At 56.0% G+C, this 25,840-nt stretch carries 17 protein-coding genes and 2 pseudogenes; 9 read left to right on the top strand and 10 right to left on the bottom strand.

All coding sequences use genetic code 11. The features are described from left to right. Nucleotides 1-45: 45 nt before the first annotated feature. The 6 genes from ABQ278_RS21445 to ABQ278_RS21420 all read right to left on the bottom strand — a co-directional run bounded on the left by ABQ278_RS21445 (nucleotide 46) and on the right by ABQ278_RS21420 (nucleotide 11,859). On the bottom strand, nucleotides 46-3,063 hold the full coding sequence (locus ABQ278_RS21445; RefSeq protein ID WP_349323028.1) for a beta-ketoacyl synthase N-terminal-like domain-containing protein: 3,018 nt from the start codon (nucleotides 3,061-3,063) through the stop codon (nucleotides 46-48). Nucleotide 3,064: 1 nt separating this feature from the next. After that, complete coding sequence (locus ABQ278_RS21440; protein WP_349323027.1) at nucleotides 3,065-8,077, bottom strand: AMP-binding protein; 5,013 nt, start codon at nucleotides 8,075-8,077, stop codon at nucleotides 3,065-3,067. A gap of 66 nt (nucleotides 8,078-8,143) precedes the next feature. Beyond that, nucleotides 8,144-9,478 (bottom strand): MFS transporter, encoded by a 1,335-nt coding sequence (locus tag ABQ278_RS21435; RefSeq protein WP_349313588.1) that lies wholly within the window; start codon nucleotides 9,476-9,478, stop codon nucleotides 8,144-8,146. Further along, on the bottom strand, nucleotides 9,475-10,344 hold the full coding sequence (locus tag ABQ278_RS21430) for a phytanoyl-CoA dioxygenase family protein (protein ID WP_349323026.1): 870 nt from the start codon (nucleotides 10,342-10,344) through the stop codon (nucleotides 9,475-9,477). The genes ABQ278_RS21435 and ABQ278_RS21430 overlap by 4 nt, the downstream gene beginning before the upstream one ends. Nucleotides 10,345-10,584: 240 nt before the next feature. Continuing rightward, entirely contained in the window at nucleotides 10,585-11,325 is a 741-nt protein-coding gene (locus ABQ278_RS21425) for a 4'-phosphopantetheinyl transferase superfamily protein (RefSeq protein ID WP_349313596.1), read from the bottom strand. Nucleotides 11,326-11,328: 3 nt separating this feature from the next. After that, nucleotides 11,329-11,859: a hypothetical protein gene (locus ABQ278_RS21420; RefSeq protein WP_349313595.1), complete on the bottom strand. Its 531-nt coding sequence runs from the start codon at nucleotides 11,857-11,859 to the stop codon at nucleotides 11,329-11,331. A 698-nt stretch (nucleotides 11,860-12,557) separates the two neighbouring features. On the opposite strand from ABQ278_RS21420, the gene ABQ278_RS21415 reads away from it, so the two are divergent. From ABQ278_RS21415 to ABQ278_RS21380, 8 genes and pseudogenes are all read left to right on the top strand, one after another. After that, nucleotides 12,558-14,093 carry a carboxylesterase family protein gene (locus ABQ278_RS21415; protein WP_349323025.1) on the top strand — a complete coding sequence of 512 codons (1,536 nt, stop codon included), beginning with the start codon at nucleotides 12,558-12,560 and terminating at the stop codon, nucleotides 14,091-14,093. Between the two features lie 70 nt (nucleotides 14,094-14,163). Next, nucleotides 14,164-15,624, top strand: coding sequence for a carboxylesterase family protein (locus ABQ278_RS21410; protein WP_349323024.1), 1,461 nt, complete (start codon nucleotides 14,164-14,166; stop codon nucleotides 15,622-15,624). Between the two features lie 413 nt (nucleotides 15,625-16,037). Beyond that, nucleotides 16,038-16,130, top strand: a pseudogene (locus ABQ278_RS21405) (exonuclease domain-containing protein); the annotation flags it as partial. Between the two features lie 86 nt (nucleotides 16,131-16,216). Then, a complete protein-coding gene (locus ABQ278_RS21400) occupies nucleotides 16,217-17,059 on the top strand; it encodes a DUF3658 domain-containing protein (protein ID WP_349323023.1) in 843 nt (280 codons plus the stop codon). A 229-nt stretch (nucleotides 17,060-17,288) separates the two neighbouring features. Beyond that, nucleotides 17,289-17,624, top strand: a complete 336-nt coding sequence (locus ABQ278_RS21395; protein ID WP_349313590.1) for a helix-turn-helix transcriptional regulator — start codon at nucleotides 17,289-17,291, stop codon at nucleotides 17,622-17,624. Then, a complete protein-coding gene (locus ABQ278_RS21390; protein WP_349323022.1) occupies nucleotides 17,614-18,864 on the top strand; it encodes a HipA domain-containing protein in 1,251 nt (416 codons plus the stop codon). The genes ABQ278_RS21395 and ABQ278_RS21390 overlap by 11 nt, the downstream gene beginning before the upstream one ends. 229 nt (nucleotides 18,865-19,093) lie before the next feature. Further along, a pseudogene (locus ABQ278_RS21385) lies at nucleotides 19,094-19,473 on the top strand (transposase); the annotation flags it as partial. Between the two features lie 906 nt (nucleotides 19,474-20,379). Beyond that, entirely contained in the window at nucleotides 20,380-20,928 is a 549-nt protein-coding gene (locus tag ABQ278_RS21380; protein WP_349323021.1) for a PadR family transcriptional regulator, read from the top strand. Nucleotides 20,929-20,944: 16 nt separating this feature from the next. Here the strand turns inward: ABQ278_RS21380 and ABQ278_RS21375 are convergent, their stop codons facing one another. The 4 genes from ABQ278_RS21375 to ABQ278_RS21360 form a co-directional block, all read right to left on the bottom strand. Then, the gene (locus tag ABQ278_RS21375; RefSeq protein WP_349323020.1) at nucleotides 20,945-21,817 is read right to left on the bottom strand and encodes a hypothetical protein; all 873 of its coding nucleotides are present in this window, start codon (nucleotides 21,815-21,817) and stop codon (nucleotides 20,945-20,947) included. A 207-nt stretch (nucleotides 21,818-22,024) separates the two neighbouring features. Further along, complete coding sequence (locus ABQ278_RS21370; protein ID WP_349323019.1) at nucleotides 22,025-22,270, bottom strand: type II toxin-antitoxin system ParD family antitoxin; 246 nt, start codon at nucleotides 22,268-22,270, stop codon at nucleotides 22,025-22,027. A gap of 628 nt (nucleotides 22,271-22,898) precedes the next feature. After that, complete coding sequence (locus tag ABQ278_RS21365; RefSeq protein WP_349323018.1) at nucleotides 22,899-24,761, bottom strand: HipA domain-containing protein; 1,863 nt, start codon at nucleotides 24,759-24,761, stop codon at nucleotides 22,899-22,901. Next, entirely contained in the window at nucleotides 24,758-25,117 is a 360-nt protein-coding gene (locus ABQ278_RS21360) for a helix-turn-helix transcriptional regulator (RefSeq protein ID WP_349323017.1), read from the bottom strand. The genes ABQ278_RS21365 and ABQ278_RS21360 overlap by 4 nt, the downstream gene beginning before the upstream one ends. 203 nt (nucleotides 25,118-25,320) lie before the next feature. Here ABQ278_RS21360 and ABQ278_RS21355 point away from each other — a divergent pair, with 203 nt between their 5' ends. Continuing rightward, nucleotides 25,321-25,839, top strand: coding sequence for a nucleotidyl transferase AbiEii/AbiGii toxin family protein (locus ABQ278_RS21355; RefSeq protein ID WP_349323066.1), 519 nt, complete (start codon nucleotides 25,321-25,323; stop codon nucleotides 25,837-25,839). Nucleotide 25,840 lies beyond the last annotated feature (1 nt).

Raw genomic sequence — 25,840 nt, 5'->3', positions numbered from 1 at the left:
AAAATTCCGCCCTGTCACACTTTACGGTAGGATCGCTGCGCCCCATCATTCCGGTAAGGCCATGATTTCGTTGCGGATTTCAGCCACGAAAGAGGCGATCGTTTCTCCCCGGTACTGAACCCCGGAATACTTGCAGCTGATGTAGAATCTGCTGTTTTCGAAGCCGAAATTAAGTTCGAGACGACACCAGCGGTCATATTCAGGCGGGACGTTAATATGATTGCTTAGAGGCACCACCTGAGCCGTCTCGATGTGCGGCACGTTGTAACCTTCGTAGCCGTGGAAATTGACCGTCAGCTCGCGGTTATACAACGGCATGCTATCGACGTTCACGCGCTCCACACCAAGCTTTACCGGCGCATCGGACCCGATGAAGTAGGACAGTCCTTTAGACGGAATGGCGGACAACTGGTGTTTCATATCCTCGACCCGATCGAGCACGGTCTTCCCCGACGGCTTTTGCAACAGCAGAAGACCGTTCAGTGCAAGCAAGCCGACTGTACTGGAAAAGTCGCGGCCTGTAGCGCCCAGGACATCCGACCTGCCGCCAAAGGTACAGGACATCTGTGTCCAATCGCTTCGGGCTTGGGTCGTTGCAAATGTCGACACCGCGGTGAGGATCAGATCCATCAGCCCTACCCTGTGCGCCTTCAGCCGGCTCAACAGGGCGGCACTGTCGTCAACGGACACGTATTCGCGTGCTTCGGTCTCCTCCCCGGTTTTTCCCCCGATGCCGGCTTCCTGGTCGACCGGGAGATTGCCGCAAAGTGCCCATTCGTCCCGTCGCCAGTAGGCGCGGTCCTGCTCGATGTCGAACGTCTCAAACCAGTTGTTCTGGTACTGAGCATAAATTGAAATCGGCGTAGCCGATGGCAGGTTGGGATTTTCGTCTTGATAGAAGGCCGCGAAATCGTTCATCATTAGTCTGAAGGAGGTGCCGTCCAGCATCACCTTATGCGAAAACAGTATCAGCAGGCACTTACCACCTTCAAATTGGAGCATGTGAGCGAAGAAGAGCGGCGCGAAGGAGAAATCGACATTCGAGAAGACCGTGTCGCAATAGACAGCGGTATCAAACGTCTCGTACGGCCCCATGTTGACGTGCCTGAAATAGCCATCGGCGGGATAGTCGTCGTAGTGCACGGACCACTGACCTGTGGAATCTTGCAGATATCGGGACCGCAAGGCCTGATGGCGCAATATTGTCTTGGCGATGGCGGCTTTCACCTTCGCGGGGAGAACGGTTCCAATCAGCTCCATGATCGAGGCGCACATCTCTGACGACGGGTTGGCGACCTTGGGATAGAAAAACCTGTTCTGGCCGAGGGTCAGCTTGGAACTTTCCGGAAAGCCCTCCAGGAAGACGTCCTGAATGACGGTCGGTGGCCGTTCGGAACCCCCTTCTGTTGTCGGCCCCTCCGGTGATCGCATGGCATCGATCAGGTCCGCGACTGTCGTCAACTCTGCGAACCGCGCAGCCGAAAGCGTGTGGCCAAACTGGTTGTCCAATTCCTCGGTAATCATGACAACACCGATGGAATCTATGCCGAGGTCTTGTAAGGGCGCGCTGAGCGAAATATCGGCTTTCGAGGCATGCTCCCGCAAAATCGCGAGAATGGTCTCCGTTTCAGGGGCGGCACCGTCGCCGGAATCGTCTTCGACGATAGTCGCGCCTCCGGAAGCCCGATCTGTGCGGCGCGCATTGCGCTTGCGAAGGATGCCATCGAACCGCGTTCCCGCCTCCACCACCGGTGAAGACAGCGGGAAGTCTTTTTGGCCGACTTCAATGATAATATGCCCGTTCGTCCCGCCGATGCCGAAGGAGCTGATCCCGGCGCACGGACCTTCTTTTTCGGGCAATTCGGTCGCGATCTGCGCCAGGTCGAAAGGCGTCTCCTCGAAACGGCACAGGTCATTGAGCGTGTCGATGGGCATTTCGGGAGGCACTTCGCCGTGACGCAGGATGAGGGCCGCCTTGATCAGGCCGGCGAGCCCCGCCACCACATCCGTATGTCCAATGTTCGCCTTGACGGAACCGATGTGGATGCGGTCGGCTTTACCCCAGCGCTTCAGGGCCCGGTTGAGCGCAGACACTTCGATGGGGTCTCCAAGCCTGGTGCCGGTGCCATGGGTCTCGATATAGACCAGTTGGTCTTGCGAGATGTTGGCGCCCGCCAATGCCGCCTCGACGACCTCGGCCTGGCCCCGCTCCGACGGCCCTGCGTAGCCTGGCTTCTGATTGCCGTCGTTATTGATCGCGGTCGACTTGATCACGCAAAAAATCTTGTCACCGTCTTCCCGGGCCGCTTCCAGACGTTTAAGCACGACAAACGCGGCGCCCTCGCCTGGAACGGTGCCATCTGCGGCGTCCGAAAACGGCGCGCAGACGCCTGTCGGCGAGAAGAACCCACCTTCCTGATGGTGGTAGCCGGCCCAGAAAGGTCGCACCGACCCAGCACCGGCCAGCGCGATGTCGCAATCGCCGGCCAGTAGAGACTGGATGGCTGTATGGATCGCTACGTGCGAGGATGAACACGCCGAATTCAAGAGGATCGCCGGTCCGCGAAGTCCGAGGTGATACGCGAGACGCGTCATGTAGAAGTCGCGTTCAACATAGGGCACTTCACTGATTGCCATCGTCTTTCCGGCCCCCAGGCTGTCACGAACCTCCCAAGCCCATTCCATGGAAATGGAAGCGCTGCCGAACACGCCTATTTGTCCCCAGTAGAGCGCTGGGTCGTAGCCGCTGTTGCGTAACGCCAGGCTGGCATGCTTGAGCAGGAGCCTCAGCTGCGGATCGACGATATTCGCGTCGCGATTGGAAATGCCGTACTTGCGATTATCAAAAATCGCGATGTCCTTTAACGGCGATATCCGAAACACGACATCCTCGGCACCGAATTGCTGTAGGGCGCCCCGGTCTTCCATCTCATCTACATCGAGCTGACGAATGAACGATCGTTGGTTGGCGATCATACGCCAATATTCATCGAGGCCTGACGCGCCTCCGAATTCACACGAGACACCGATCACAGCAATGTCGAGATCCGCTGCAGAAGCCATTCTATCCTCCGGACTGTCGTTGGGGCACCGCGCGTTGGCGACGGAGTATGTTCAGGTTTTTCCGGCGCGGGCCGCGCCAGTCACGATCATCGCTTTGTCGCGATCCAATGGACGCTAGGTCAGCAATGGTAGGACTACCGTAGACGGCCACCAAATCGACCTCGAAGCCAAACTGGAGATCGAGTTCGCGCTTGACCGACATCAGCGCCATGGAATCGCCGCCCGCTTCGAAAAAATTGGTCCGCCGCCCGAATTGGTCATGCCCCAGCACGCGTCGCCAGACACTGTAGAGAAACGCTTCTTCCGCATTGGCCGGCCCTTCGAAGGACACCTCGTCCCCAAACGCGGCCGCAGGCAACCGTGACACGTCGATCTTGCCGTTCTGATTGAGGTCGAAACGCTCGACAAGAATGTAGATGTCGGGAATCATATAGGAGGCAAGACTGCGGCGAAGCGTGTCTTCAATCAGAACGGGCAATGCTTCAGCCGCGGTCGCGTCCATATCCGCTGGCTGGACATAAGCGACAAGGCGGTGGCCTTGGCCCACCTCACGCGCCACCACAGCCGCCTGCAACACACCCGTGCATTGCAGGATCGACGCCTCGATATCCGGCAGATCAACGCGCAAGCCCCGTATCTTGAGTTGGTGATCCTTCCGGCCTAAATATTGCCATCTCTCATCAAGCGCCCTGCGAGCAAAGTCGCCCGTCCGGTAAGCTCTCACAGGCTTGCCTGACGCGTCAGATATGGAAATGAAGCGCGAGGCCGTCATGGTCGGATTGGCGTAATAACCCTCCGCTAGCGGCAGGCCCGCCACGCAAAGCTCACCGACCATACCCTGCGGTTCCGGCGTGCCGGAGGCATTGATGACAAAGCAGTGGCAACCGCCGATTGCCTGACCAATGTCCGGAATGTCGGGCCAGGCTTCCGAAGGCCCCTTCAGCGCGGCGATGGTGACCACGTGGGTCTCGGTCGGCCCATAGTGATTATAAAGTCTTGCCCGGCCATGTCTCTGGAAGAAAGACCTCAGCACGGGCGTGATCTTCAACTGCTGCGCCGTCGAGAAGACCGTATTGACCGACGTCAGTTCGATCCGGCTTTGATTGGATGCGCTCGCGAGCTCACAAAGTACCGGATAGGACAGGTTTAGCAGTGTGACACCTTCCTCCGCTACCAACCTAAGCAAGCCTAAGGAATCCAACCGTGTCGCTTCATCGGCCAGAACGACAACACCGCCAAGAAGAAGGGCGCTGAACACCTCGGTAAAGTGCATGTCGAAGGCGATCGACGAATAGTTCAGAACCACAGGCGATGACAAATCCGCTGTGCTTGCAATTTGGTCTATCAGATTGAGCAGCGGTATATGGCCCATCGACACCGCCTTGGGCTCGCCCGTGCTACCCGAGGTAAACAGTATATAGGCCGCATGTTGCGCGCCTCGATCGGGCGGAACTGACAAAGAAGCTGGATGCGAGAGGTCTGCCACATTGACCAACTTTACGGAGTTGCTCAGATCCTCAACCATCTCGGCAGTGTGGCCATCCACCAACACGAAGGCCGGGGAAATATGGCGGATCTTCGCGCCGATTGAGTCTTGGTAGAAGTCGGGATCAATCGGAACATAGGTGCAATCGAGGGAAAGGATCGCCAGAAGCGACGCAATATACGCCGGCGAACGGCGCATGAAGATGATGACACGATCCCCCGCGCGCACCCCTTCACGCAGTCCTTCTGCTATCCTTGCGACCTCCTCACCGAGCATACCGTATGTCCAGGTTTGCCCGGCGAACCGGATTGCCGGCGCTTCGTGCTTCTCACGGGCCACGCGATCGAAGGCGTCATAAAGGTTGCTCCAACTTCTTTCCGTGACCGCTTCGGGAAACGAAAGCAGCCCTCCGGCCCGCAAAAGCCCGGTGGGAATGGTCGGCTGCGCCAAACCGGCCTGGAGCAGTTCGTACATGTAGTCGGCCAAACGATGGATCGAGGCCTCCTCAAACAGGTCGACGTCGTATTCAAGCGAGAGGCGCATCGCGTCCGCTTCGGCATAGACGTCGAGGCCAAGGTCGAATCGCGTCACACCGAGATCCACCGGCAATCGCTTCGCGTTTATTTTTTTCCCTGCCTCCTGTTCAGTGAGGCAATCGAACGCATAGTCATGAAGATTCAGCGTAACCTGAAACAGTGGATTGTGGGTGGCCTCGCGCGCAGGCTTCAATTCCCGTAGCAGGTCCATGTAAGAGACACCGGGATGTCGCCGAGCCTCCTGCAAGACGCCATGGCATGATCTTATGACGTCCCGCAGTGATCGACCCAGATCGACCCGGGTGCGCAATAAGGTCGTCTCCGCAAGGAAACCGATCCGTACCGTGTCGCCCGAGCGGTCCCGGCCACTGAGGAATGTCCCCAGCACAATGTCCGGTTCATTACCTGCCCGCGCCAGGGCCAGGGCAAAGAGGGCATGAAGGCCACTGAACAGGGTGGCACCCTCCGCTGCACACAAACCCTTCAGCGCATTGACCTCCCTGGGCGGCAAAACCAGATCATACCGCCGACCGTTCTTCTCCCGATGCGACTGCCTGGGGGCATCCACAGGAAGGCTGTGGACCGATGGCAATCCGGCCAAATGCGCGCGCCAATAGTCCAAGCTGCTTGTGACCACGTTCTGATCGATCTGAGGCGGATCGAACCTCACGCAAGGCCCTGCTTCCGCCAGCGAAAGACAGGCCTTGACGATGTCCCGCGCCAGGAGGTGCAGTGACCAGCCGTCGGCGGCGATGTGATGAATGACGAGCGCCAGAACTATGTCCCGAGATTCATCCAGGCTGAATATCTTCGCACGCACCGGTATATCGGCGGCAAGGTCAAAGGCACGACTGGCAAACGCGCAGACCGCCGCCGAAATTGATGCCTCCGGGACGGTTTCTTGAGAAATCTCAAGCGCGGTCTCCAAGACGGCAGAGCTGTGCACGCCCTCTATCGTCAAGGGATAGATTGTTCGCAGGATGTCATGGCGGGCAACGACCTGACGCATGGCGGCCGCTAGGCGCGCCTGATCGAGATCTCCGGAGAGTCGCAGCGCCAACGGCAGAATGTAGCCCCGATGTCCGGGCGACAACACATCGACGGAAAGCATCATCTGCTGATTGCAGGTCAGGCCGATCGGCGCCGCGGGCGTTGCGGTGACAACGTCTTTGGACAAGCGGGCCTGGATCAGTCTGGCGATATGCCGTACCGTAGGTGTCTCGAATATGTCTCGCGCCGCCAGAGCCACGCCCGAGATCGTCTCGGCTTCTACGGCGAGCTGGCTCAGTTGGAGGGAGGACAGGCCGTAGCTGAGCAGCGACCTGTTGGGGTCGATAACCTCCTCATTGGCAAGAGTTTGCACCAGTTCGATCAGGCGTGGTTCAAAGGCATAGGCTGTGTTCGCGTCAGGTGTACCGGTCGCGCCAAGCTCCATCTGGCTGCGCCCCTCGACAAGGCCTTCTTCGAGCATCCGGCGCAGTTCGCCACGTTTGATCTTGCCAGACGAGGTTCTTTGTATGGAGCCGGCCGGAACGGTCAGAACATCATACAGCACCACGTCGAGTGCGTCAAAGACCGCACCGGCCACACGGCGCAGGTCCTCCGCCCCATTTGCGTCCGATGCGTCGCGAAGCTCGACAACCGCCAGCGGAACCTCAGTCCCTTTCCAGGCCTTGCCAATGACCGCGACGACGCCAAAACGCTTGTCCCCGGCAAGGACGTTGTGCGCGACATGCTCAAGATCCGTTGGATAGAGATTACGGCCATTTTGGATGATGATTTCCTTGATTCGCCCGAGGACGTAAAGACGCCCGCCCAGGATCGCGCCGTTGTCGCCGGTTTTGAAAAAGGGTCCGCGACCGTCCGCAGTGAAAACGGCGAAGGGCGAGGCCTCTCCCTGGTCTGTGCCAAAGTATCCGGCGGAGACATGCCGGCCTCGTATCCATATCTCTCCCCGTTGCCCATCCGCACAGACCTGTCGGGACTCATCCACCACGACCAGGTCATCCGGAGGGACGGTTCCGCAATTGATGGTATGCGCGACCACCCCGCCGTTGTCGCCTTGGGCGTTGGTTGTCTCCTGGGATTGATTCCAGAACGCACCGCTCACGAAAACGGTCGCCTCAGCCATCCCATAGGCAGCAAAGAAGGACTCCCGTCTGAAGCCCGCGGGTTCGTAGGCTTGTGCAAACGCGCGAAGCGTCTCCACCTGCACAGGTTCAGCAGCGTTGAAAGCCACGCGCCATGCACGGAGATCGAGGCCCTCAAGCGCGCCTGTTCGCATACGGTCGACGCACATCTGATAGGCAAAATTCGGCGCGCCGGACACGGTTCCCCGATATTGCGTCATCAGGCCAAGCCAGGATTGGGGATTGCGCATGAACGACAAAGGCGTGGAAATCACGGACCTGCATCCCATAAAGGCCGGCAACAGGACGGTGTTTACGAGCCCCAGGTCGTGGTGCAGCGGTAACCAACTGATAAAGACGTCATCCGATGTCACCGCCGCCAACTCAGCGATCATAGTGACATTGGCTAGGATATTATCGTGAGAAATCATCACGCCTTTCGGCGCACCGGTCGATCCCGAACTATACTGAATATAGGCGAGTCCAGAGTGTGCGGATGAAGGTTCAGTCACTGTATCGGCGCTGCCCTGGAGGTCCCGGACCGTTAGATGGCTGGGATCGACGGCCTGAGCGACCATTGTGTATTTGGCCCCACAATCGGCGATCGTCGCTGACAGACGTGCCTTAACGTCACGCTTGGAACCGGGATAAAGTGGTACGGCTATCACTCCCGCATAAATGCAGGCCCAAAATACCAGCACGTAATCCGCACCTTGAGGGAGCTGGATGGCTAGCCGGTCGCCCGGCTCACAAAAGCGCGCGAGTCCGGCCGCAAGCCTGCGAACTTCTGACAGCAGGGCCGCGTTCGAAAGCTCGCGCACGTCCTGAGGAAACACCCATGCGACATCATCGGGTCTGGCCACGGCGTTCGCTATCAGGCTGTCAAGGATCGTCGTTGCGCCAACCTTGGCTCTGGACCCACTCCCCATCTACCCGGCCTCCCCCGCAAGTCGCTCCGAAATATCCTCTGAGGCCCTGTTCGTGAGCTTATAGGTCACCATCGCCATGGCCGAAATGAAGGCGAAGAGGCCGGGAACCAGCGTGAACATCAATGCGATTCCCAGGATCGACCCTGAAGTTTGCTGCTGATTGGGGTGGTACTGAGATATGGCCAGTCCCACGGGCGTAAGCACCATGCCCAGTGATCCGCCGAGGCGCCCCGCCAGCATGGCCACCGAATTGACCAGGGCCGGCGCCCTGAAATTCAAGGTTTCATCCAGGTAGTCGACGACATCGGAATAGATGGAAAAGATGACGGGTGAGCATGCGCCGCCCAGGGCCGAGTTCAGGCAATGGAACGCGATGATGGTGTAGATATTGGACCTGTCGACAAAATAGATCGCTCCGACAAAAAGCGCGTTGAGCGCCATCAGGACAACATAGAGAGATTTCCGATTGATGCGGTTGATGACAAATCCAACCAAGCCGACGCCGATGGCGCAAGAGATCGTACCGCCCGCCAGCATGAAGTTGCCGATGTCTTCTCGGTTCATGGCATAGTTGATAAAATAGAGCGTCATCTGCGATTTAAAGGCGACAAAAAGCCCTGCGAAAAAGGTCGCGACGACAGGGCCCAGAAACATCGGGTTCCTGACAATAGCGAACGCGCTGCCGATACCGTGGGGAGGTTCGTCCGGTCTCGCCACGGTCCGGTTCCGGGTCGCGGACATGGTGATATAGAGAAGGCCGGTCGCCATAATCGAAAAGATAAACGCCACCGACTGAAAACCGCCGCCCGTCTTCCCGCCGAGATAATCGACCAGGTATTTAATGAAGAAGGTTGCAAGCGTGCTGGCGCCGAAGGCGAACACGAAGCGTACGGTCGACAGTCTGGCGCGGTCGCTGGCCTGTGTCGCGATCGAAGACACCAGGCTCGTGTAAACGACCGAAATCAGGGCGCTTAGGACCACGAAAAGGCTCACGACGGCGTAGGCGTAGATGATCCTGAACTCGGTGCTCCAATTGGGATCGTAGGTGAACAAAAGCACAGAGACGACGAAGAACGGTATGACGAGCCAAAGACGCCATTTCAGGAAGGCGCCGACGCCGCCCGAAACGCGATCAAGCATAAGCCCGAACAGGGGAAAGCTCGCGCTGTCCAAAATCTTGGTCAGCATGAAGAGACCCGCGATGCTGCCAAGCGGAAGCCTCAGAATGTCCGTGAAATAGTAGAGTTGATAGAAACCGATCAACGTACCGATTAGGGCCTGCCCGGCGTCTCCGACGCCGTAGCTCACCAGTTCCTTAAGCTTGAGAGCCTTCATATGCGCACGTCCTCTGAAACTTCTTTTTTTGTGGGAAGGCGAATAGGCTCAAACCTTTGCGAGCACAGGAAGTCCGGTCGCCGGCGTGCGCCTAGCTCAGGCAGGTTATCGGTGCGATTATAAGTGATAATAAGAAGCCTTCGGTCGAACGCGGAGGTGTTCGGTCCAGACCCGTGGACGAGCTGGGGATGGAAGATGTCAGCGTCGCCGGCTGACCGGATCGCGGTGATCGGCGCGACCTGTGCCAAGTGCGTCTGCAATGCCGGCGCAGGCACCTGAAAGGTCAGGTTCCGTGCGACATTCGATTGCCAGTCGCTGTCAATCCCAGAGCCGTTCGCCCCCGCGTCTCGTGTCACCCGTTGACACACATCCCCCCAATGGTGGGAGCCCGGTAAAAACCGCAGTGGGCCGGCGTCAATGTCAGCATCTGAAAGATAAATCGCCAGGTTGACGAGGTCGGGCCTGCCAATACCGTCCAGCTCCTTCCAGAAGATGTAATCCTGGTGCCAGGGCCAGCTCTCACCGAAACGGGCGACTTTGAGATTGATCTTGAACTGATGGACGTAGACTGATCCGCCAAGGATTTCCTCGACGCTATCGACGAAATCTGGACGTTCAGAAAGCGATCCGAAGAAAGGGTCCACCAGATGCAAGCCATGCACCGCGCGGACGCTATCGCCTCCGTCTTCCCTTACCACGCCGTAGGTATGGTTCGCGAGATAAAGGTCAACCTTGGCGTTGATCTCGCGAATATCCTGTGCGCTCAGCGCGCTTGCGACAGACACAATTCCAGTGTCCCAATAAGCCTGTGGTCGAAAATTGAGCATAGTCCCCCGATGCCGCAAGCGGCTTTCCATTTTTATCATGGAATAAATTTTTATATGTGGAGTTGGTAAAATGCCCCTGACATCGCTGTCAAGCTTATTTTTCCCGACACGGTTGCGGTTGTAACGATACTCAGCTTAGGATTTAGCAAGCCTTTGATATAACGGCGATTTTTGTTGGCAACCTTTCCAATTCGTCCACTTTTCCAAATTGCGCAGCTCCATAAGATTTGGCGGGATTTAGAGAACAGGCACGAAGGCGACGCATCCGGGCTGCCACCCCTAACCTGTGTCCGAGCCTGACAGAGAACAGGTGACGCCAACGAGAACTGCCCGTTCCACAAGCTGCCATCGACCTTGAAAATTTAGCGGTCTGACCGTGCTCATGTTGGGCGCATCAAAGCTAAGGGCTGAAGCGTCAGTTCCATTTTGTGCCCCTTGCCCGAGCCCCACGCGAACATCATGAAAGTCGAGCCATGTGCCGAAAAGCGGATGCCACGCCTTAAAGAACGCTTCCTTGGCGCTAAACAAGACACGAAGAGCCAGGCCGTCTTCACCCAGAGCCCCCGATGCACGGCACAACTCCTCCTCGCCTGCTATATATCGGGCTAGTCCGCGGCCGGACGGTTCTGTGATTTCAACGTCGAGACCGATACTGAGAAGAACGCCTTTGCGGGCTGCAACCGCCGCACAGATGTCCCCTGAGTGACTGATCGAGGCCGTTATGCCGTCCGGCCAAACCGGCGACCGGTCCGCCCGCGCGGGAATGGCTTCAACCTCGATCCCCAAGGCACGGATTGCGCGGCGCGCCACGGTCCGGCCCGCCGAAAACTCCCGGCGGCGTTTTGCCGACGCGGACGCCAAGCTCACCTCTTCCTCGGGATAGACCACGGTCGCAACATCTGGAATCCGCCCGGCAACAAGGCTCGCCCCCGGCGGAAACAGTCGGCCGCTCTCCAGTACGGCAATAATGGCCGCGGCGGGCAGCGTAGGATCTTCGAGTGTCAAGGCGGTTAGGGCCATGGCTCAGCCCATGCCCGTCACGGCCAACGCTTCGAGCGGATACTTGCTGTGGCGCGTCAAGGGTTCGACCGAATAGGCGAAGTCCTTCCCGTCGAGTTCCCGTCGGGCGAACTCGGCCTGTGCCTCCTCGTGTTCGACCATGTGATCGCAGACCGCCGCTTCGTCTGGCCGGCCGCGCAAACGGCTTTCGTCTGCGTATCTGCGATAATGCGGTAGGAGGTCGTCTGTCGCGATCGTGTAAATCGCCTGCATCCCTTCCTTCCATGACATCGCGTTCATCGTGGCGGCAAGTGAGGCGCCCATGGTGCGGATATCATCAGGTTCGACGACATTCATACCGGCGGCGAGGAGGTACCGGCGAAGCCAGGCTTTGGTTTCGGTTTCCAATTGCAAAAGATAGGAAAGCTTCAACTGAATGGTCAGATCCTCGGTCGAGGCGATCAGGGCCGAGTAAACGGCTTCTCCCAAAACTTCGCCATTATAGAACATCTCCAAACCTTCGCGGTATTCATAGGTCCTCACCTTTTCTTCCATGGCGCCGCTTCCCTCTTTTTTCCCTACACGCCTTGCGGCGCCGTTTGTATTTATGCGTTACGAGTAACGCCCATATTTTTGCTTTGATGCATTTCGCAGGCGAAACAAATTTTGCAGATGACAGTTCCACATATGGTAGTTTTTGCATACGCAAAGCAGATGGTCGTTCGGCTAAGATTTAAGCGGTTAACCTTCCGTCTTTAGAGATGCACTTTTGTCGGTTGGTTACTAATTTTCACGAAATAAATTATACACTTATTTTGTGCAACTTTTCACGCATGTAATCACAATTGCGTCGCACAAAATACAGTATACATAGCCAAACGCGTTACATTTGTTGCAAATGTTTCTTTTTCACATCTGAAAATGAACCTATTTTTATTCGCCTCGCCCCAAGTTCTTGCCAATTTATATGATTTTAGCTTGACGGCAAGCCTCCACCGGATAAGTTGTGAAAAAAATGATAACGTTGTCAGAGGACTGATATGCGGTTCAGAATTCATCGCAATCGATTTGTATCCACCACGGCCAGGTGGACCGTGAGCGTGCCAGTGAGACCTATCGATCCATGTGACCGGCACGGTGCGATGGCATGACGCCACCACGAGGTTCGCAACACCACGAAAGGACGGGCCTACAAATAGGCCCACCCGGGCGGAGTGGAGACCTAAAATCTATAATCACAAGGGGAGATATGTATGCGTAAACTCGCTATCGCGTTCGGCATGGCCATGATCGTGCTCTCGACAGGACAGGCTCAAGCACAACTAACGACAGCGCCGGTTTCGGTAACGGGCGGTTCGATAATCGGCGCGGAAAAAGACGGGCTGCGGACCTACTTCGGCGTCCCATTCGCCGCGCCTCCTGTCGGGAATTTGCGCTGGCGCGCCCCGCAAGCTGTCGTGCCATGGAAAGGCGTCAAAACGGCGACGGAGTTCTCGGCAGCCTGCGCGCAAAAGGTCGACTGGATTGCGAGTCCCAAAAGCGAGGACTGCCTGTATTTGAACATTTGGTCGCCGCAAAAAGCCACGAAACTGCCGGTGCTAGTATGGATTCATGGCGGAGCCTATGAGGGCGGCACAGCCGCTGTCCCGGTTCAAAATGGTGCCAATCTGGCCAAGCGTGGCGCCATTGTGGTCACCCTCAATTACCGGCTCGGCATATTCGGCTTCTTCTCGCATCCGGAGTTGAGCAAAGAATCCCCGCAGCACGTTTCGGGGAACCAAGGCATTCTGGACCAAGTGGCCGCCTTGAAATGGATCAAGGCGAATATCGCAAAATTCGGCGGCGACCCGGAGCGTGTAACCATTATGGGCGGCTCATCAGGTGCTGAGTCAGTGGCCATTCTGGTATCCTCTCCCTTGGGCAAGGGCCTCTTCCAGCGCGCCGTAGCCGAAAGCGGTAACGATGCTTTTCCGATCAATCCCAGCGATACGCACCGATTTAATTCCAAGGTAGTCGCTGAAGCGAATGGAGTGACCCTGGCCAAGGCCGCGGGCGCGGAGCATTTGGCGGACTTGCGCAAACTCAGCGTCAAGGACTTGCAGGCGCAGACATGGCTACCGCGCGTTTACGTCGACGGCTATGTCCTCACCTCGGATATGACGACGCTCTTCCAAAAGCATCTGCAAAACGACGTCCCCCTATTGGCGGGCTGGACCGCCGAGGAAGGCAAGGACCTGGCCGGCATCTATCTCGGTACCAATGAGTTCACCGCAGCTAAGCACGTCGAGCATATGACGTCCTTGCTGAGTGCCCCACCCTCTCAGGCCTTGCTTGCGGCTTACCCTGGCGCCACCGATGCGGAGGCCACCGCCTCTATTCAACGATTGACCAATGACTGGTGGGGTTGGCGCACAGTGCATTGGGCTGAGTTGCAAGCCAAATATGGTCACGCAAAGCCTTACGTCTATTACTTCGCGCACCGTCCCACGGAGCCCGCGACCACCTGCTATTGGGCGTGCGGCGCCGGTCATGGCGTCGAACTGCAGTATCTTTTTGACAATCTCGATGTGGATGCACGCAACTGGAGCCAGGAGGATCGTCAATTGGCGACGCAACTGGCCGACACCGTTGTGCAGTTTGCCAAAACCGGCCGCCCGAATAGCGAGGGGTTACCGACATGGCCTGAATTCGACGGATCAAAAAGCTCCATTCGGATCATCGGTAACGAAGCGGAACTGAAGGCGCATCCCCTGCCCGATTTTTCCGTCTTTCTGAAACAGACCGATTAATTGTCTTAAGTCTGCTTAGGAGCGGCTCTCGTTCAGGACGCCGACAACGTTGAGATTCATGGAGACTTTGATGCGCACCAGTCCGGTAACTGTCACGGGCGGCACCATTGTGGGCGTACATGCCGAAGGTTTGAAAACCTACTTGGGCATTCCCTTTGCCGCGCCTCCGGTCGGAGATTTACGCTGGCGCGCACCTCAGCCTGTGGTGCCATGGGACGGTATAAAAGAAGCCACGAGCTTCTCTCCTGCGTGTGCCCAGACTGCGGTGTGGTTAAACGAAACCAAAAGCGAAGACGGTCTCTATCTCAACGTCTGGGCGCCTGAGGATGCCGAGAATCTGCCTGTCATTGTCTGGATTCACGGGGGTGGATATTACGGAGGTTCCGGAAAGTATAGCTGTGACAACTTGGCAAGGCGCGGCGCCGTTATAGTTTCTATGAACTATCGTCTCGGCGTTCTAGGGTTCTTTTCTCATCCCGAACTCACGGCGGAATCGCCGCACCACGCATCAGGCAATCAGGCGCTCCAGGATCAGATCGCCGCGCTGCACTGGGTGCAGCACAACATCACCACCTTTGGTGGCGATCCGGGCTCAGTAACCATCATGGGCCAGTCCTCTGGTGGTGAATCCGTGGCGATCTTGATCGCTTCTCCGCTGGCCAAAGGGCTCTTTCATCGGGCCATCTCTCAGAGTGGTAATGACTCTCTGCCGATTAATACCGACGATTACATTCGGTTCGATCAACAGGCGGCGGCCGAAGCTACGGGGCTGTCGTATGCCGAAAGCCTTGGCGCGAATAGCTTGGCGGATTTACGCAAGATGAGCGTCGAGAGTCTCCACGCAGCTTTCTTTTCGCCGCGTACGGTTGTCGACGGATATGTATTGCACGACGACCTCACAACGACTTATCGCAATCACCATCAAAACGATGTGCCTCTGTTGGCAGGGTGGAATGCCGAAGAGGGCAAGGACCTCACCCAAGAGATCAACGGAATCGATGATCTGACGCCTTCTCAAGTCCAGGAACTGGTGAAAAGGCTTCTGGGCCGCGAGCCATCCGCCGCTCTATTGGCGGCCTATCCGGGAATTATAGCCGCTACACCTGAAAGGGCCGTTATCGATCAACTTATGAACGACTGGTGGGGGTGGCGCATCGCGTATTGGGCAGGCCTACAGGCGAAGTACGGCCGGTCCAAATCTTACCTCTACTTCTTTGCGCACCAGCCCGCTGAACCGCTGGTTCCCTGCTCCTATGGCGGTGGCGCGGGGCACGGCGCCGAAGTCCCATACGTGTTTTACAATCTTGAATCCGATCCGCGACCCTGGACTGCCAAAGACCATCAACTGGCAACGCAACTCGCAGATACCTGGCTCCATTTCGCCCGGACGGGTACCCCCAATGGCCCTGCCCTAGCCGCTTGGCCCGCCTACGACGGATCCCATCCTACGGTGCTTCGCATCGGGAATGAGGCAGAGCTGAAGGCACACCCCCTGCCTGATTTCACTTTGTTTGCGACGCAGCGCGAATAATGGACACACTTTGTGCCCCCGATACGTCACATTGACGCTGCGCTTCGTAAGGGAAAATCGCCATCGGGTCTGATTGACGTTGACTTATAGGGGGTCTGCATGGGTCCGAACATAGCACATATCGGCTTGATTTGCCTAGGTTTTTACGCCGTTTCGCCGAACAATTTCACGGATTTAACCAAGGATTTCAGGGGTTTTGACCGCCATCATTCGAACCTTTTTCCAGTCCAGACCATCGAGCAAGGCAAGCGCCTGAACGTGGTTGAGCTAGATACGAGCAGGCCCAACCCTGGGCCAGATAAACTGAGATTTTTCCAGACGCTTTGCGTATCCACCGCACCATGTGATGTTCAGGCATTATACACTGCCCAGTGGGAGGGGGCATCCACCCCATCAGTTCAATAATCAACAGCTTGTTAATTGACACCGAGACGACAGGGCTCAGTCATCGGACCGACGAAGTCATCGAAATTGGCGTCGTGGCGTTCAGCTTCAACGAGGCGGGTATTAGCGCCACTATTAGTGGAGCGGCAGCGCATGGTAAGGCTATGGCGCAAAGGCACGATGATCATTCAAAGCTATAAGGAGCGCCATGACCAATACCGCCCTTCATGTGGTTTTCACGTTATCGGCCGCTGGCTCCCTACGTGAAGGCTTGGCTATAGCTGGACGTAACGAGGAGGTCGTAGGCCTTCAAGACGACTGGTCTCAAGGGCCGCTCGACAATACAGATCTGAATGCGCGATTGGATGTCGTTGAAGATTTACTGGAAATAGAGATCGACCAAGACGATCGAACCAGCATCGAGATTTTTTGGCAGAAGGCCCTCAATCCAACGCATCCGCGAATTGTGTGGCTCTCGCAATGGTCAACTATGGAATATTGCGGATTCCTCGAATGGCTTCGGCGCAACGGTGATGCAGCCTTCAATTTGGTCAATCTAACCGATCATTCACTTCCCGATCCCCGTACACCTGGGATAACTTCCCCAGTGCAATGCGTCTCATTGGTCCGTGGAGAGCTCTTTGCAAAGTACGCCCTGTGGGATCGTGCCATTACCCCGGATCGGCAAAGCCTGTCAAATTGGGCGAGTTTATGGGAACAATTGCGAACCGAAAATGCACCACTGCGCGTTATGACACCAGAAGGTCTGGTCTCGGCGCAGATCGACTATTTCGACAAGCAGTTACTGAAGCATGCCACCAATGATTGGGCCTTTGATCGCTCCTTAGTCGGCCAAGTGTTGGGTGATATGATGGTTGAAAGCTTCCGGGAACGCGGGGTATTCCAGTGCGGCGATCTGGTGCTGTTCGCACGGGTCCACGCCTTGGTAGAACGCGGTGCACTTGAAGGGCTTGGCGATCCTTATGCACGCGACTTCAAGGTAAGACTTCCAGTCTTGCACCCGGCAATGAGGGGGGAAAGCGGTCAATGATCGGATACCATGAATGGCGCGGGCTGTAGCGCAGCGACGACACGGTTTTGGCATCCGCTTGCCCTAAGGTCTTGACCGCGAGGAGCGCAGCCCTACTTAAATTTTATGCTCTTAAAGGCATATAAATGCGCTATTCATGCCCTAAAGAGCATCTTTCTTGAAATGTTAGTTAGATTCAGGTATGCTCTCAAAAGTACATTGACAGCGATAACATGCCCTTGAGGGAAATATGCGCAACGCGCTACTCACGACACAGCCCTATGACGTCGAGAAAGCCTTGCGAAAGGTGGGCGATAATTTGCGCACGGCGCGGCTACGCCGCAACCTGACGCTGGAAACAGTGGCATCGCGCATCGGCACAGGTGTGCGCGCGGTGATGGATGCAGAAAAAGGAAAAGCCTCTACCGGTGTGGCAACCTATGCTGCCTTGCTTTGGATATATGACCTGCTGCCTGCGTTTGAACAATTGGCCGATCCTTTACAAGACAAGGAAGGCACCGCGCTGGCTGCCAGAAAAGAAAAGAAACGCGCCCGCACGGGAAAGGGTTTAGACAATGACTTCTGAGTGTTTTGTTTACATTACGTTGCCCGGAACCACCAAAGCGATCACGGCAGGCAGGCTGGTGCTGGATCAAGACAGGAGCGGCAACGCGCTTGGCCGGTTCGTGTACGGTAAGCGCTATCTGGATAATCCCAACGCCGTTGCCTTCGATCCGCTGGAATTGAAACTGGCCGACACGACGTATGAAACCACACGCCTCAACGGCATGTTTGGCGCTCTGCGTGATTCGGGCCCCGACTTTTGGGGACGGCGCGTAATTGAAAAGCACTCCGGCCAGGTGGCAATGGGCGAACTCGATTACCTGCTGCACTCCCCAGACGACCGGGCGGGAGCGCTGGGTTTTGGGCTAAATGCCGTGCCACCCGCACCAATGCGCGCCTTCAACAAAACTATTGATCTGGCCAAGTTACAGACCTTGGCCGATGAGCTGATTGCGTCCCACGCGGACGGGGCTAACCCGGACATTGCACAGGTGCAAGACCTGCTGCTTCTCGGTACATCGATGGGCGGTGCGAGGCCGAAGGCGGTAGTTGAAGATGAAGACGGGTTATGGCTGGCCAAATTTAACCGTGACGATGACCGGTGGAACAGCGCCCGCGTTGAGCACGCGATGCTGGAACTGGCGAAGCAATGCGGCATCCAAGCGGCGGAAAGCAAATTGGTGACGGTCGCCGGTAAGGATGTGCTGATGGTCAAACGCTTTGACCGAGAGAAGGCAGGCGACGGTTATGCGCGGGCGCGCATGGTCTCCGCGCTAACATTGCTGCGCGCGGGTGACAGCCCGCAGGAGCGCGAACGCTGGTCGTATGTACTGCTGGCGGAAGAATTGCGGCGTGTGGTTGCACAGCCGAAGGGCGATGCAGGAGAGCTATTCCGGCGGATGGTTTTCAACGGCCTGATTTCGAATATCGACGATCACCCGCGTAACCATGCGCTGATTGCCAAAAAACGCGATTGGGCATTGTCACCAGCCTATGACCTGACGCCTTCGCTGGCTATCTCGATAGAGCGCCGTGACCTCGCCATGGAGTGCGGTGACATGGGGCGCTTCGCCAATGGCAGAAACATGCTGACGCAGGCTGCGCGGTTCCTGATGCAGGATAGGGAAGCCCAAGCGTTGATCGACACGATGACGCAAACCCTCAAGCAGCAATGGTATGCAGTTTGCCGCAGATGCGGGGTATCCGAAGGGGATACTCAAACCCTGGCGGGGGCATTCGCGTACGAGGGCTTCAGCACGTAACCTAACTTTTTAGTTGAGTATCAAACCCCTACGACCCGTCCAGCCAGATCGAAATCGGCGCACTCAAAACGGCCTCGCGCCTTAGGATAGCCGGATTGATTGGACACGATCCGCGTCTGGCCTAACATGTGGTCATCGCATTCGTGAGTACGGCCGTAGAGCCAGAGCAATGGTTGACGGGATAGCATCAACGCCTCCACATAAAATTTGTCGTGAGGGTGACGCGCTGAGCGACCCTGAAGCGCTGATGGCGTGGTTCGCGGCCTTCGGAATTGAGCTCGAACTCGTCGGTCTGGAAGCCGGGCCGTTGTCGCAATGGCTTTACGCCGAAATGACCACCCAGGGGCAGGTGTGCCAACTGATCGAGACGGGCATGTGCGCACAGCCTTCAAGATTATGCCGGTCAAGACTGACAAAAAGGATGCTCGTGGGATTGCCCAATTAATGCGGTTAGGCTGGTATCGGCCAGTGCATTGCAAATCTCAACCGGCTCAGGAAGTTCGTGCGATCCTGACAGCCCGTAAACTTCTGCAAACGAAGCTTTTGGATATCGAGACAAGCCTGCGCGGCATTCTTCGAGGCTTTGGTTTGAAGGTCGGCGCCATCTCTAACTCAAAAACTCTCAAGTTTTGATTCATCTCGTATATTCAGCTTATTCCGCAGAACAGTTGTCCCCTTGTAAACATAGGGATCGTCGAAGGCGTCGTAGCCTCCGAAACTCATTTATGAACTTTGCTCTCGGAATACGCCCTTATAACAGCTTGCCGTCTCTCTTCAGGGCTCACATCTTCCGATCGAAGACTGTTTAAGCGTTTTGAGCTTTCGCGGTTCAACTTCAGACCTTCAACTGCACTAATTGCTGCAAATGCCTTGCGGCCAAGCACGTGCGAGTTGGCGGAAGTTTTAATGGTTTTAGGTTTTTTTTGAACGGGCATTTCAGAAAGCAACCACGGCACCCGCCAGCGGGGAAGGTTTTTGTGCCAGTCCTGCGTCGTTATTTAGTTAGATTTCCAGACCTGAAGGTCCCAAAATACAAACTTGATGTTCTGTGCTTGCCCAATCTACACCGACAAATAAAGTCGGCTCGTCTAACATTTGCGCTTCCTGTCAATGTCGAGTTCGCTGCGTCGCTTCGCCGTTCCCTGTACTGGCGCTCCAGGCTATATAGCCTTGGCGCAACTCCCCACTGGGCGTGCTCCGCAGTCAACCGATCGAGGTGCATGTCCCCCCACGCGTTCAAGGACGCAGGGGGCAAAAGGCTAATCTCGACCAGCCGACCCGTGACGGCTAGAATAATCCAAACCGCTCAGAAAGGGTACAGGGGCGGATTTGAACCGACGACCTTCTTGCCCGTTATCGAATGTCGAAAAACTCGTGGCCCTAAAGCCTAAAGCCAGGCTATCATTTTCTGCACCCAAAACGGGCTCCAATGCAACAAACACATGGCATTTCGGTTAGCTTCCTACTCGGTGCTCTAACTTAACAAATGCGTAAATGATGCCGCAGGATGACTGAATGACTGAACGTCAAAAACTTACGCCGCTAAACTACGCCCTTCTTGGCTTGGTCCTGCGCAAACCGGCGACGGGGTATGCTATCCGCAAGATCTTCGAAACCACCCCCATAGGAAACTATTCAAGCAGTCAGGGCAGTATCTACCCGGCCATGGCAAGCCTTGTGCGCAAAGGCCTTATTGAGACGATAAAAGGCGAGCGCGGTAAGGGGCTCTTCCATATCACTGACGCCGGAAGGCGCGCGTTTGAATCTTGGCTCTGCCTGCCCGTCGATCCGAAAGACCTGTCAACCGCGATGCTCCGCTTTCCCTTTCTGGAAGGCCGCCCAGACCTGACGGCCGCATTTCTTACGTCATTCGAAACCGCAGCTTTGTCCGAGAAGCAGGCCCTGCAGGAATTTATCGAAAGTCCTGCTGGGCAATCCCTGTCGAGACAAAGCCAAGTGGCGGTGATTTACGGTATCAGAAACCTCGAAAGCGCGGCCAACTGGGCCGAATGGGCACGCGGTGACCGTCTGATCGACTCCGCCGCCTCTTATCCGAAATCATGACCGGCGTGGACGTGCGCTAAGGCGCCAGCTCCAGATCTACCTTGCGCAAAATGGGCCGTGGCGTTGGAGAGCCACACTGCGTCAGGGCGGCATCCTTGCAGACCCGTTCAGAGGTGGTGACGGGGTTATCCATATGGGCCTTTAGAATCCGGCCATTGGCGCGATCGAGTGTAATGCGTACGTCAAACCGTTCTTGCCCCACGGCAGCCTTGAAGGATCCGTCAGGTAGTTTCCGAACCTCGACCCAGTTATTGGCCGTATCCGCAACAGGGGCCTGCATCCACGGCGCGGGCATATGGATCTTCGGCTGCGGTGGCGGGACGTGCCTTACCAGCAAGACAACGGTTCCTTGGGCGTCGTCAACGCTTTCAAGGGTCATATCGAAATCAACAGCATCCTCGCCAATTACCACCGCCTCACCGTCGGCCCAAGACGCCGTCATTGGATTTGGGAAGTAAAAGTGGTCACCGGGCTTATGGAGAGCGTTGAACTTGTTGGCCAGCCACAGATCGACATACACCGTCATCAAATCGGTAACCGGCCCGACAAGGGCAGGGGATACACCCGACAAATCGGGGGGCGAAGGCATGTGATCAGGATCAAGTGACAGTGGCTGACGGTAAGCCTGCATCGCCGGCGTCATCGGAGAAGGCGAACCGTTCATCGTGAGCCCTGACCATGTAATCTCTTCCTGAAATACACCAGATTGGCTCGTCGCTACGCTTTTGGCCACCGCCGAGTAGTGGACGCCTTCATTCACAGTGGTCATGCGATAGGTGAGCGTCTCGCCCTCGCGATAGGATCGCTTGAGCGGAGACGACGCATCTGCCGCGGCCAAAGCAGGCAATGCCGCCAAACCGAGGCAGGCTAGAATTAGACGCACTTTCATTTGCTCACCCCGCTTTTGACCCAAACCACAATTTAGTGCGAAGCGTACCATTAGTCAAGGCGCGTGGATTTGATTAATACCAGCCTGCGCGGCTTAGAGCTCATTGGGCCATTTTCGTATGCCGATCGACATAATGCGCCAAGGTTGATTTAGGTGGACCGCCAAATATGCTCCAGATCGCGCTCTGCAGTTGGTGCAAGGCGGAATCTAGCCATGTGCCTGTTGCATCCGTCGCTTGAAAGCTTCGGGGTCGAAGAGTTGAGGTTCTCCGCTGTTTTCGGCTTCGATCAAGGCGGCTCGGATGCTCTCGATCTCGGCAGTTCTCTCTTGTTCTCGTCGGATCAGGTCACGGATTATTTCACTGTCGTTTGTGTAGTTGCCGTTTTCGATCTGAGATTTAACCCAGGCGTCTTGCTGGTCAGTTATGGTGATAGTCTTGCGCACGGTCGCCATGTCGAATCCTCCACGGGGTCGTCATACTATTGGTGCGATTTTACACGCCCAACGCAAATTACCAACCTTTCATTTTATTCATGGGCATTTGTCTAGGGGGACTTTGGCAGACTGTCAGTGCGATAATTCCAATCCCTCGCGCACGGCACGTTCTTTGATGGCCTCAAGCAACGGCGGCATGTGCATCCGCCGCAGCCAGTCCGGGACAATTTCGTCTGAATTGACGATTAACACCCACTGCAAGGCACTTAAGCCCCAGAGTTCAACCTACTCCGTCCAGTCAGGCCCGAAAATTCGGGTAGCCTGAGCGTGCCGGATTTCGGGGCCTCAACGAGGGACAGTTAGACAGTGCTTCACCCTGGCCTCCCTTCGATCTCCCTGAATGTGCAGGCTTCTGACGCATGACCTCTCGCAGCGACGAGGTGTTCAACATGGACTTGCCCGGAAAAAGTGGAGAGCGATGCTTTTTGCTGGACCCCATCTGACGGCGGTTACCACGGCCATATGCGCCTTGTGCTCCCATCGCTGGCGGAATTACAGTTTGTCGTCACGCTGAAGGGTAAGGTCCAACACGTATCCCAACCTACATCGCTCTGAGAATGACACCTAGATTTCCGGTGCCTTATTGTCAGGTATCTGACCTAGTATAATCCAGCAAGGCGACAGTCGCAGAAAAGCGTCTGACAGTCAGATCGAGTGTCGTGCCCTCAGCGTCCTCCAGTGCCAACGGCGCGCCGATTTCAAAAGGTGCGGGCTGGGTTGTGTTACCGTCTATGGAAATATTGTCAGCGTAGAGGAAATAGTGGCTGCTCGGGTTCGTGACCGGATTCAGACGTCCTTTTAATCCTGGGATATAACCGTTTGAACGGATGATCAGGGATCCCGTCTCGGGTATATCTCGCATCACCAAGGAGACTGGCGTGGTCGGATCGATAGCTTCTACTATCTCGCCTGGGTGACCAGGATGCGCAGCGAGCAACGTATATGGTCTCAGTGTTGTCACTTCGATCTGGCATTTACCTTCACTGTCGGTCTCCCCATCAACTGTCGTCCCATTATCAGCTTGGAGAAATATTTGCGCGCCGCTTACCGGCCGCCCCTTCATGTCCTTCACCAAGATATTAAAAATGGCGGGGGCTTTTCGCCGGCCAGAGCCCGAATTTTCGGCTTTTTTGGAGGTACGTGATGGAAGCACCAACTCTCTTCGCATCGTATCGCGTATCCGCCTGATACTGTCATCGTCAACGCCCGCTTCGGCGGCTAACTGTGGCCATGTCTCGACGACATCGTGGATGTCACGAACCAACTTTTCAGCAGTCGGTCGCTTCAGACCGCAAAACTCGCCGAAATCGAGCAGATCCTTTAGTTCGAAGTCATCACGTTTACCGTTTAGGCTCATCTGATGCATGCTAGTCCAAGGACCAGACGGATTATAGGCGTAACAGACATCAAACGCCGGCGACAAACGCCATTCCCCTTTACGGTTCATCAGGAAGGCGATGTTCTTGACGTGGTCATCCTGGTTACGGATCAGAATGTTGAAAACAGAACGGCGGAATTGCTGTTCTATGTCGTATTGCGGCAGGGAGAGCATGCGAATTGTCTCGACGGATTGCTCATATGAATAGGCGCCGGCCGCATTGAAATCGTAGTGCCTCATGCCGGCGAGGGATTGCATGTGAATCTTCTGGCCGCTCTCAGTTCTGTCAAACCGATGCGTCATGAAGTGAGCACGTCCCCCTTCGAGATGTAGGCGGCTCTCAGTCATATCGATGCCGGCGGCCTTCGCAAGCAGATAGAAACTATATTCGATCCGGCCGAACCCCTGAGGATCGGCCAATTCCTTGTCCTTATTGTTACTGATGCCGTCGAACTTCATAAGCCAGTAGGTGAAGCCCTCCCCAGCCTTTATTTGTCCGGACCGAAATTCCCCGCTCTCCCGGTTCCAGGCGAGAACGGCTTTGGCCCTTGCGCCTCCGGCTGAAGTTCCGACGCGCAGAATGTCCTGTAAGGTCTCGTGATCGTCAATTCCTGTGAGCACACCGGACAATTGCTTTCGGTTGTTCAGTACGAGGTTGGCGAGTGTGACGAGTGCATCAATTTCTACCGTGCGCGAACCCTTCTGGCCCTGCGCAATAACCGGATGGAACTCCAGAGCGCCCATGCCACGTGTTCCAATGTAGCATAGGCGTTCGACGGGATTAAAGCTGCTGGCCGGCCGGCTTTGTTGGGCGAGCCAAGCGTCGATCAGGGCATTTCCGAACTTATCTGGCAATGAGTCCGCCAACAAGCCAGGCAAGCCCTTGAAAGCATCTCGGGGCAAGCCAGGAAACTCATACGGGTCAGCAATTAGGGGCATGGTAACCGGTGCAAGTTGGATGTTACTAGCCAGGAAATCGGGTTCATACTGGAAGACACCAATCTGACGATCGCTGAGCCAGCTGACCGCACCGATGTTTTTGCCCCACAGGCGGACGTGAGCGTCTGTCATTCCTCGTCATCTCCCCAAGCCCATTCGGATGCAGGCTTAGTCTCAGCTTGAACCGGACGCGCGCGTTGACGCTCCTTTCCTTGCAGCTTTACACGTTCAATCGGTCGAACGGCCGGATCAGGCAGCACACTGAGTAAATTCGTTTCCAGGTTAAGCGCTAACAGCACCCTAATGAAAGAATCAAGCGATCCCCCCTCTCCCGCCTCTAATCTGGCTAGCGTTCGTTGGGAGGTACCGGTTTCCTTTGCGAGTTGTGCGCGTGTCAGATTGCGGCTCAATCTAAGTTTCGATAATCGATCACCGAGTTGAGCCTCGAAGTGACCTACCGTTTCAATTGACACATTATTAGTAGACATATTTGGCGCCTTAAAACGATTTTCGGGCGTAACATGCCATATTTGACCAATTACGAACAGCCCTATACGTCCTTTTTATAGCGAGTAAAATATATACATCCAATTAATTGCCAAAATTGGCACCTTAATGGTAAAAAACGGTCCCAATGCGCCAAAATTGGCACTTTAAAATTCCCACGTAATTTGCGGATAAAGGCGCAACTATTGGGTCAAATGAACTCAAACGCCGTGCCGAAGCTCTGACGGCAGCGGCAGAGCGCTATATTTCCGAGGTCGCCCTCCCCGCACTTGCAACGTCCATTAGCGAGGCGCTTGGCACTGTGGATGGCTGGAAGCTGGTTGTTGCGGAAGACGATGCACAGACGATCCTGTTCCGCTATCCGCGTCTGGCCAATTACGGGACGGGTTTCGGACGTGGTGGATATGGAGTCGGACGGTTTGGTGAAGGTGAAATCGGCTATATCAAGCCGCAAATCAAGCTGAAGTTTGGCGCGCGCGGTGAAATTGAGCCCAACGAAACGCGGGTCATCAAGCCTTATTTGGCCGAACGGTTTCCTGATCTGTTGGTCAATGCCGAGACGGCTTTCTCAACGCTGGCAGCTGAACGCACGTTCTGGGAAAAAGCGACGATCCTGCACGCGCTGCATCACGGCTCCAAGATGCGTGACCGGATGTCGCGCCACTATTACGATTTGCATATGCTGGTCATGGCCGGTGTTTAGA

The sequence above is a fragment of the Asticcacaulis sp. MM231 genome (genome assembly GCF_964186625.1).
Lineage (GTDB): Bacteria > Pseudomonadota > Alphaproteobacteria > Caulobacterales > Caulobacteraceae > Asticcacaulis.
This window is presented reverse-complemented; position numbering and strand designations above follow the sequence as displayed.